This window comes from Pseudonocardia sp. NPDC046786, from assembly GCF_040645415.1.
GTDB lineage: Bacteria > Actinomycetota > Actinomycetes > Mycobacteriales > Pseudonocardiaceae > Pseudonocardia > Pseudonocardia kongjuensis.
This window is the reverse complement of sequence record NZ_JBEYYF010000054.1, coordinates 1-7,544: the sequence shown is the minus strand read 5'-3', so window position 1 is coordinate 7,544 and position 7,544 is coordinate 1. Positions and strand designations below refer to the sequence as shown.

Below are 7,544 nucleotides of genomic sequence, written 5' to 3'. Positions count from 1 at the left end.
CTTGAATGCTCGCTATCGGCGCGCGGTCCGCGCCCGCGGGCACTTCCCCACCGAGCAGGCCGCGCTGAAGTGTCTCTACCTGGCCACCCGGTCCCTGGACCCGACCGGGAAGGGCAAGGCGCGGTGGTCAATGCGCTGGAAGCCAGCACTGAACGCGTTCGCGATCACCTTCGAAGGCCGTATCGTCACGAGCAACACCTGAACCCCATCAACGCCGGTTACACCGTTGATCGGACAGTCCCATGCTCGACGCGGCCGTCGAGCTCGGGCGGACCCGGCGGTGATCATGATGGCGATCGCCTATGGCGACAGTCTCACGAACATGGTCCAGCCTCTGTTCATGCTGCCGCTGCTGGCGATCGCGAACTGCCGGCTTCGCGACGTCGTCGGCTACACCCTCGCATCGATGCTGGTCTCCGGGCCTGTCCTTCTCGGAGTCATCGTGGTCGCCGGGCTTGTGTGACAGCTCCAGTCGGCGTCGACAGGTGTCGTGCAGGTTAGCGACAGCGCAACTCGATCGTTCCGAGGCGGTCGATCGTGACCGTCACGGTGTCGCCGGGTGCAACCGGTACTGCGGCGGTCAGTCCGCCGGAGAGGACGATCTCGCCCGCCCGGAGTCCTTCTCCCTCGGGGGCAAGAGTCCGGGCGAGCCAGGCCACCGCGGCGGCGGGGTCCCCGAGCGAGGCAGCTCCGGTCGCGGTCGCCGCGATGGCCCCGTTTTTCTCCAGCACGACCCCGACCAAGCGCAGGTCGATCTCGGAAGGAACCACGGGGCTGCCGAGGACGTAGCGCGATGCCGAGGTGTTGTCGGCGACGACGTCGGCGGTGGTGAAGTGGTAGTCGAGGTAGCGGGAGTCGAGGACCTCGATCCCCACCGCGACAGCCGAGGTAGCCGCGAGCACCTCCGTGGCCGTGACGTGTGGCCCGACGAGGTCGCAACCGAGGATGAAAGCGATCTCGGGTTCGCAACGAGGCTGGATCTGAGTCCGGGTGTCCAGCGATTCGCCGGGCTCGAGCTCACCGGAAGCCGGGAGGAAGCCATAGATCGGTTCGTCGACACCCACCTGGGCTTGCTTCGCCGGAGAGGTCAAACCCAGTTTCCAACCCGCCTGTGCGCCGGCGTTGCTGCGGAGCTCACGCTGGACCCGGTAGGCGGCAGCCAGGTCCAGTTCGGGGAATTGATCGGTCAGCTTGCCGATGGCGCAGCGCCCCGCGGCCGCTGTGGTCAGCCGCGCCGCGAGCTCGGGCACCGATATCTGGTTGCGCATGGTTTCCTTCGCAGTGACGCGCTCCGGCCCCGGTGGTCGTGGCGCCCCCGCAGGGTTCGAGCGGCGCCCGAGGCGCCACGACGCCGGGCGGGGATCAGGCGGGCAGGAAATTGCGCAGTAGCTGGACGAACTCGTCGCGCTTCTCGATCTGGGTCCAGTGGCCGCACTGTCCGAAGACGTGCAGCTGGGACCGGGTGATGAGCCCGTGCAGGCGCAGCGAGGCGGACAGCGGGATCACCTTGTCGTCGCGGCCGTGCACGATCAAGGTGTTGTGGGGCAGCGAGTGCAGGGCGTCGTCGTCGAGGGCGAGGTCGTCGATCCCGTTCTGGCGCGGCGCCGGGAACATCGCGGAATAGGACTCGTGCACCCCGTCGCGGATTGAGGCCTCGTAGCGCAGCTGCGCGAGGTCCGGTCCGAGCATCGACTGGTCGTAGGCGAACAGCTCGAGCAGCTGCTGCATGTTCTCCACCGACGGCTCGTAGCCCCACACGGCGTCGAGGCCGGGGGTGAGCTCGAATCGGGTACCGGCGCTACCCATCAGCGCCAGCCTGTCGACGCGCTCTGCGAACTGGTCGGCCAGCCACAGCGCCAGCGCCCCGCCGAAGCTGTTGCCCACGATGGAGACCTTCTCCAGCTCCAGCGCGTCGAGCAGGCCAACCAGGTGCTCCACCCACGCCTGCCGGCTGAAGGTGTAGCCCTCGGGATGCTCGGTGTAGCCGAAACCGACGATGTCCGGGGCGATCACTCGTCGCTGCTTGGCGAGCTCGGGCAGCACACCGCGCCAGTTCGCCCATGCCGAGACTCCCGGCCCGGAGCCATGGATCAACAGCACCGGGGAACCGCTGCCCTGGTCGTGGTAGTTCGTCCGGATCCCGGCCGCGCGCACGGTACTGCCGATCTCGGGGTTCGCTGCGGTCGCAGTCTGGGTCATCGCTGACCTCCGATGTCGTCGTTCGCGAGCCGAGCGGCCCGCCACTGACCGGCACGATAGCAGTAAGATTAGCAACATTGAAACGACCTCATACGCCCACGGTGGCACATCTTCGCAGGTATACGCGAAGTTGACGGGCACTGGGTCACTGACTATCTTCATGCAGAATCCCAAACATCCTAGCAGGTTCGCTGCTCCCGACGACCGCTACGCGGCCGGTGAGCGGCACCCGATCTCCGATGGAGGAGTGCTGCAATGACGCAGATGATCAACGAGTCCGCGCCCTCGACCGCCGGTGCGAACGACCGGCGGCCGTTCACCGGCGCGGAGTACCTCGAGAGCATTAACGACGGCCGTGAGATCTGGATCGACGGCGAGCGGGTGGACAACGTCGCCACCCACCCGGCGTTCCGGAACTCGGCCCGGATGGTGGCACGGCTCTACGACGCGATGCACGATCCGGCGAACGAGGGCACCCTGGCCGTGCCGACCGACACCGGCAACGGCGGGTTCACCCATCCGTTCTACAAGGCGCCCTACTCCCCCGCTGAGCTGCGGGCGGGGGCCGAAGGGTCGGCGGAATGGGCGCGCATGACCTACGGCTGGCTGGGTCGCAGTCCCGACTACAAGGCCTCGTTCCTGTCGACGCTGGGGTCGAACACCGAGTTCTACGCCCCGTACCAGGACAACGCCAAGCGCTGGTATGCCGAGGCCCAGGAGCGGCTGCTGTATGTCAACCACGCGATCATCAACCCGCCCGTCGACCGCGATCTGGGTATGGAGGCCGCCGGTGATGTGTTCATGCGGGTGGTCGAGGAGACCGACGAGGGCCTGATCGTGTCGGGGGCCAAGGTCGTCGCGACGAACTCGGCGCTGACGCACTACAACTTCGTCGGCAACTACGGCCCACTGCCGGTCAAGTCCAAGGAGTTCTCGGCGATCTTCATGGTCCCGATGAACACACCCGGCCTGAAGCTGATCTGCCGCTCGTCCTACGAGCTCAACGCCGCCACCAGCGGCAGCCCGTTCGACTACCCGCTGTCGAGCCGGCTCGACGAGAACGACTCGATCCTGGTGATGGATCGCGTCCTGGTCCCGTGGGACAGCGTGTTCTGCTACGACGTGGACAAGGCCAACAACTTCTTCGCCGGGTCGGGGTTCATCTTCCGCGCGATGCTGCACGGTTGCGTCCGGCTCGCGGTCAAGTTCGATTTCCTGGTCGGGCTGCTGACCAAGTCGCTGGAGATGACCGGAACCTCCGGGTTCCGCGGGGTACAGACCCGCATCGGTGAGCTGGTCTGCCTGCGCAACCTGTTCTGGACCTGCGTCGACTCCATGGTCGACAACCCGGCGCAGTGGGACGACGGCACCTGCGTGCCGAATCCCGACGCCGCCAGCGTCTACCGCCTGATGATGACCCAGGCCTACCCACGGGCGAAGGAGATCTTCGAGCAGGACGTAGCGAGCGCCCTGATCTACCTGCCGTCGAGTTCACGCGACTGGAAGAACCCTGAGCTGCGCCCCTACCTAGACCAGTACGTGCGCGGCTCGGCCGGCCGCACCGCGGAGGACCGGGTCAAGCTGATGAAGCTGGTGTGGGACGCCATCGGTTCGGAGTTCGGTGGGCGCCACGAGCTCTACGAGCGCAACTACTCGGGCAACCACGAGAACCTGCGCATCGAGGCGTTCCTGGGTCAGCAGCAGTCCGGCCAGATCGACTCGTACAAGGCCATGGTCGAGCAGTGCATGTCCGAGTACGACCTCGACGGCTGGACCGTGCCGGACCTGATCGACAACGACGATGTCCGGCGGGCCGCCGCAACCGGATGAGCCCTCGCCGTCCCGGGCCTACAGTCGGCCACACTCGGCGCGACAACAACCGTCCCGGGCGGGGCGCGGTACGCGGCACAGACAGGAGAGAGCAGTGAGCAAGGACAGCGAGACCAAGTCCCGGGCAACATCGTCGCGCGCAGAGGACGTGGCGGCAGAGCTCGAGATGGAGATCTTGCGCGCCGGCCTTCCGGCTGGCTCGCGTCTCGGGTTGCGCACGGACCTGATCAGTCGTTTCGAGGTCAGCCCGGGCGTGATGAACGAGGCGCTGCGTCTGCTGCGCGACCGCGAGCTGATCAACGTCAAGCCGGGCCCCAGCGGTGGCGTGTTCACCGCCGACCAGCCGCCAGGGGTCCGGCTCGGTGCCCTGGATCTGTGGTTCCAGGGCCTGACCATCCCGCCACTGGAAATCTTCGAGTCCCGCACACTGCTCGAGGAGATGTTCAACAACCTGGCGCTGCAGAAGTCGACCCCGGACGACCACGACGAGATCGAGCGCGGCCTGCAGATGCTGACGGCATCGGCGAACGACCCGCGGCGCTTCTTCGAGGCGAACGTCGAGTTCCACCGAGCGATCGCACGCTCCACCGGCGTCACAGTGTTGATCGGCATCTACGACAGCCTCGTCACCGTCCTGCTCGGCGCTCTGGTCCGAGCAGCGTGGGCCAGCGGCTATGAAGAGACCGTCGACCACAACGTCCGGGTGCACGGCCAGATCCTGGAGGCGATCCGCAACAAGGACCGCAAGCGGCTCGAGATCGCCACGCGCCTACACCGAGTCGACATGATCAGCCTGGCCCAGCCGGAGAAGTCGCCGGTCACACGGATCGGTTCTCGCTCGGCGGCCAAGGACGACAGCGCCGCCGGATGACCACACCCGACGAGGACGTCGCCTGCCACCGCACGTGCTCGCCGACGCCTCGTAGCGGTCCGTCCACGACGGGAAGGACTGATGTGACTAACCACGCAGCTGCAGCCCCACAGGAGCAGGCCGAGCCCATCGAGCCCAGCCGACTCCGCTCCTGCCTGGGGCGGTTCGCCACCGGGGTGACCGTGGTGAGCTACCAGCACGACGACGAACCCCGCGGCGCCACGGTCAACGCGTTCAGCTCGGTCTCGCTCGATCCGCCCCTCGTACTCGTCTCCATCGCCCGCAAGGCTCGAGCGTGCCCGCTGCTGCGGGACCGACCCTTCGCCGTCAACGTCTTGTCCTCCCGCCAAATCGGTGTGGCCATGACCTTCGCCGGCCGACCCGACGACCAGGCCGTCATCGAGTGGGAACACGGTCGACACGCGCCGCGCCTGCAGCACACCCACGCGACGATCGAATGCACCCCGTGGAAGTCCTACGACGGCGGTGACCACGTCCTCTACCTCGGCTACGTCGAAGACCTCGCGATCCGAGAGAATGAGCCGCTGCTGTTCCACAGCGGCGCGTTCCACCGCCGCGGCGAGGGCCTCGACGCCACCGGCCGAAGCAGGCGCTGCTCGGCCCCCGTGGCCATGCCGCTGCAGCTCGAGGCCATGGAACAACTCAGCAAGGAGTTCGTCGCGGGCTGGATCTGACCAGCACCGCCACCAACACCGTTCATCGCATCGCCGCTCACACCGCGGGCGATGCCGCACACCCTCCACCGCATCACCACCAGATAGGAGATGGTCCAGGTGTCCACTGCGACCGAGCCGGCCACCTCGAACGTCGAGTACGTCGAGGTCACCACCCCCCGAGTGCACAACCTGCACCACGTGGAGGTCTTCACCCCCAAGCCCGAGGAGTCGCTCGACTTCTTCACCCGAGTTCTGGGTCTGCACGAGACCCACCGCGAGGGCCAGTCGGTCTTCCTGCGCGGCGCCGGCGAGTGGGGCCGCTACTCCACCGTCCTCACCGAGGGCCCGAAGCCCGGTCTCGGACACATGGCCTGGCAGGTCGCCGAGCCCGACCAGGTCGAGGGTTGGGCACGGCGACTCAAGGACGCCGGCGTCGAGCACAAGCTGGAAGCCGGTGGGTCCTCGGCATTCGCCCAGGGCGACACCGTCAGCTTCACCGGGCCCTTCGGGCACCGCACCGAACTGTTCTACGACTTCGAACGCTACGAGCCCGCCGACCCCTCCAAGCTGCTCAGCCAGCCCATCAAGTTCCCCAGCCCCGGCATCGGTGCCCGCCGCCTCGACCACCTCAATATCACCGCGCAGAACGTCGACGAAGCCCGTGACTGGTACACCGACGTGCTCGGCTTCAAGCTGCGCGAGGCCGCCCGCACCCCCGACGGCGACCTCGGGGTGTGGATGTCGGTCACCTCGCAGGTCCACGACCTCGCGATCATGCGCGACGGCCTGGGCGAGCGAGGCCGGCTGCACCACATCGCCTACTACCTCGACACCCCCGAGACGCTGCTGCGCGCCGCGGACACCTTCGTCGAGGAAGGCACCCCTATCGACGCTGGCCCCGGTAAGCACGGCCTGACCCAGGCCTTCTTCATCTACGTGTTCGAGCCCGGCGGCAACCGTGTCGAACTGTTCTCCGGCGGCTACCCCATCCACGGCCCGGACTGGAAGCCGGTCATCTGGGACGGCGCGAACATCGAGAAGGCCATCGTCTGGTACGGTGGTCAGCTGCCCGACACCTTCTTCGACGTCGCCACCTGATCCCCCGACGCGGGACCGGGCGCCGGGCGACCACCGCTGGCCCCGGTCCCGTGCACCCCGGCGAAAGAGCGCTGTAGTGCACCCGACCCCGCTACTCCGCCCCTACTGGACGAGCCTGGCCGACGTGCCCCTCGACTGGGGCCCTGCAGTGGTCGTCCTCGGCGTGTTCGATGGCCTGCACCGCGGTCACATCACATCCGCGTCCTGGCACACGCCCGTGCCCCTGCCGACGCCCGGAGGCTGCCGGCCGTGCTGGTGACCTTCGACCCCCACCCCGCAACCGTTGCCGGCCCCGCCCGCGACACCACACCGATCGTTAGGGGCTCTTGATCTTCCGGATAGCAAACCCACTAGGGTTTTCGCCAGGCGCCGGCCCGAGTCGGTTACCGCGAAGCAGCGGAAGTACCTGGGCGGACTGATCGCGAAGATCCTGCCGCGTCATGCTGCACGCGCTGCTGACGCACCACATGCCCGTGGGCGTCGATCAGGCAGATTTGGTGGAACGAGCCGCCCCAGTCGATGCCGGCGAACACCTCCGCAGGCGAGGAGGGCTTGGTGATCACCGGGACCTCCCCGGCCCGACCATGGTGGACGGATGAGGTCTGCACTACAGCGTCGGGAAACACGCTGGTGATGGCCTCGGGAAGGCCGGTGAGGCCGTCGCAGCAGGCGATCAGGATGTCGCGTAGCCCGCGGTTGCGCAGCTGGGTCAGCACCCGAGTGCCAGAACTTCGCGCCTTCGGTCTCGGCGATCCAGCACCCCGGGGCGTGCTTGCGGCCCTCGACGTCGACGCCGATGACCAGGTGCGCGCTCTTGATCGTGACCGCGGCCTTGTCCCGGATCCTGACACGGATTCCGTCGATATAGA

At 67.4% G+C, this 7,544-nt stretch carries 8 protein-coding genes and 1 pseudogene; 6 read left to right on the top strand and 3 right to left on the bottom strand.

Annotation, left to right across the window (positions count from 1 at the left end; all coding sequences use genetic code 11):
• Positions 1-202: transposase (locus ABZ881_RS30655; protein WP_358489513.1), on the top strand; the 202-nt coding region annotated here is incomplete at its 5' end.
• A 24-nt stretch (positions 203-226) separates the two neighbouring features.
• Positions 227-463 carry a TIGR00366 family protein gene (locus tag ABZ881_RS30650; protein ID WP_358489510.1) on the top strand — a complete coding sequence of 79 codons (237 nt, stop codon included), beginning with the start codon at positions 227-229 and terminating at the stop codon, positions 461-463.
• Positions 464-497: 34 nt separating this feature from the next.
• Here ABZ881_RS30650 and ABZ881_RS30645 read toward each other — a convergent pair whose 3' ends face one another.
• A complete protein-coding gene (locus ABZ881_RS30645; RefSeq protein WP_358489508.1) occupies positions 498-1,268 on the bottom strand; it encodes a fumarylacetoacetate hydrolase family protein in 771 nt (256 codons plus the stop codon).
• A gap of 94 nt (positions 1,269-1,362) precedes the next feature.
• On the bottom strand, positions 1,363-2,199 hold the full coding sequence (locus ABZ881_RS30640; protein WP_358489505.1) for an alpha/beta hydrolase: 837 nt from the start codon (positions 2,197-2,199) through the stop codon (positions 1,363-1,365).
• Positions 2,200-2,454: 255 nt separating this feature from the next.
• On the opposite strand from ABZ881_RS30640, the gene ABZ881_RS30635 reads away from it, so the two are divergent.
• The 4 genes from ABZ881_RS30635 to ABZ881_RS30620 all read left to right on the top strand — a co-directional run bounded on the left by ABZ881_RS30635 (position 2,455) and on the right by ABZ881_RS30620 (position 6,675).
• Positions 2,455-4,029: a 4-hydroxyphenylacetate 3-hydroxylase N-terminal domain-containing protein gene (locus ABZ881_RS30635; protein ID WP_358489503.1), complete on the top strand. Its 1,575-nt coding sequence runs from the start codon at positions 2,455-2,457 to the stop codon at positions 4,027-4,029.
• Between the two features lie 94 nt (positions 4,030-4,123).
• Complete coding sequence (locus ABZ881_RS30630) at positions 4,124-4,900, top strand: FCD domain-containing protein (protein ID WP_358489501.1); 777 nt, start codon at positions 4,124-4,126, stop codon at positions 4,898-4,900.
• Positions 4,897-5,595, top strand: coding sequence for a flavin reductase family protein (locus ABZ881_RS30625; RefSeq protein ID WP_358489500.1), 699 nt, complete (start codon positions 4,897-4,899; stop codon positions 5,593-5,595). The genes ABZ881_RS30630 and ABZ881_RS30625 overlap by 4 nt, the downstream gene beginning before the upstream one ends.
• Positions 5,596-5,694: 99 nt before the next feature.
• Complete coding sequence (locus ABZ881_RS30620; RefSeq protein ID WP_358489498.1) at positions 5,695-6,675, top strand: catechol 2,3-dioxygenase; 981 nt, start codon at positions 5,695-5,697, stop codon at positions 6,673-6,675.
• A 587-nt stretch (positions 6,676-7,262) separates the two neighbouring features.
• Here the strand turns inward: ABZ881_RS30620 and ABZ881_RS30615 are convergent.
• A pseudogene (locus tag ABZ881_RS30615) lies at positions 7,263-7,544 on the bottom strand (transposase); the annotation flags it as partial.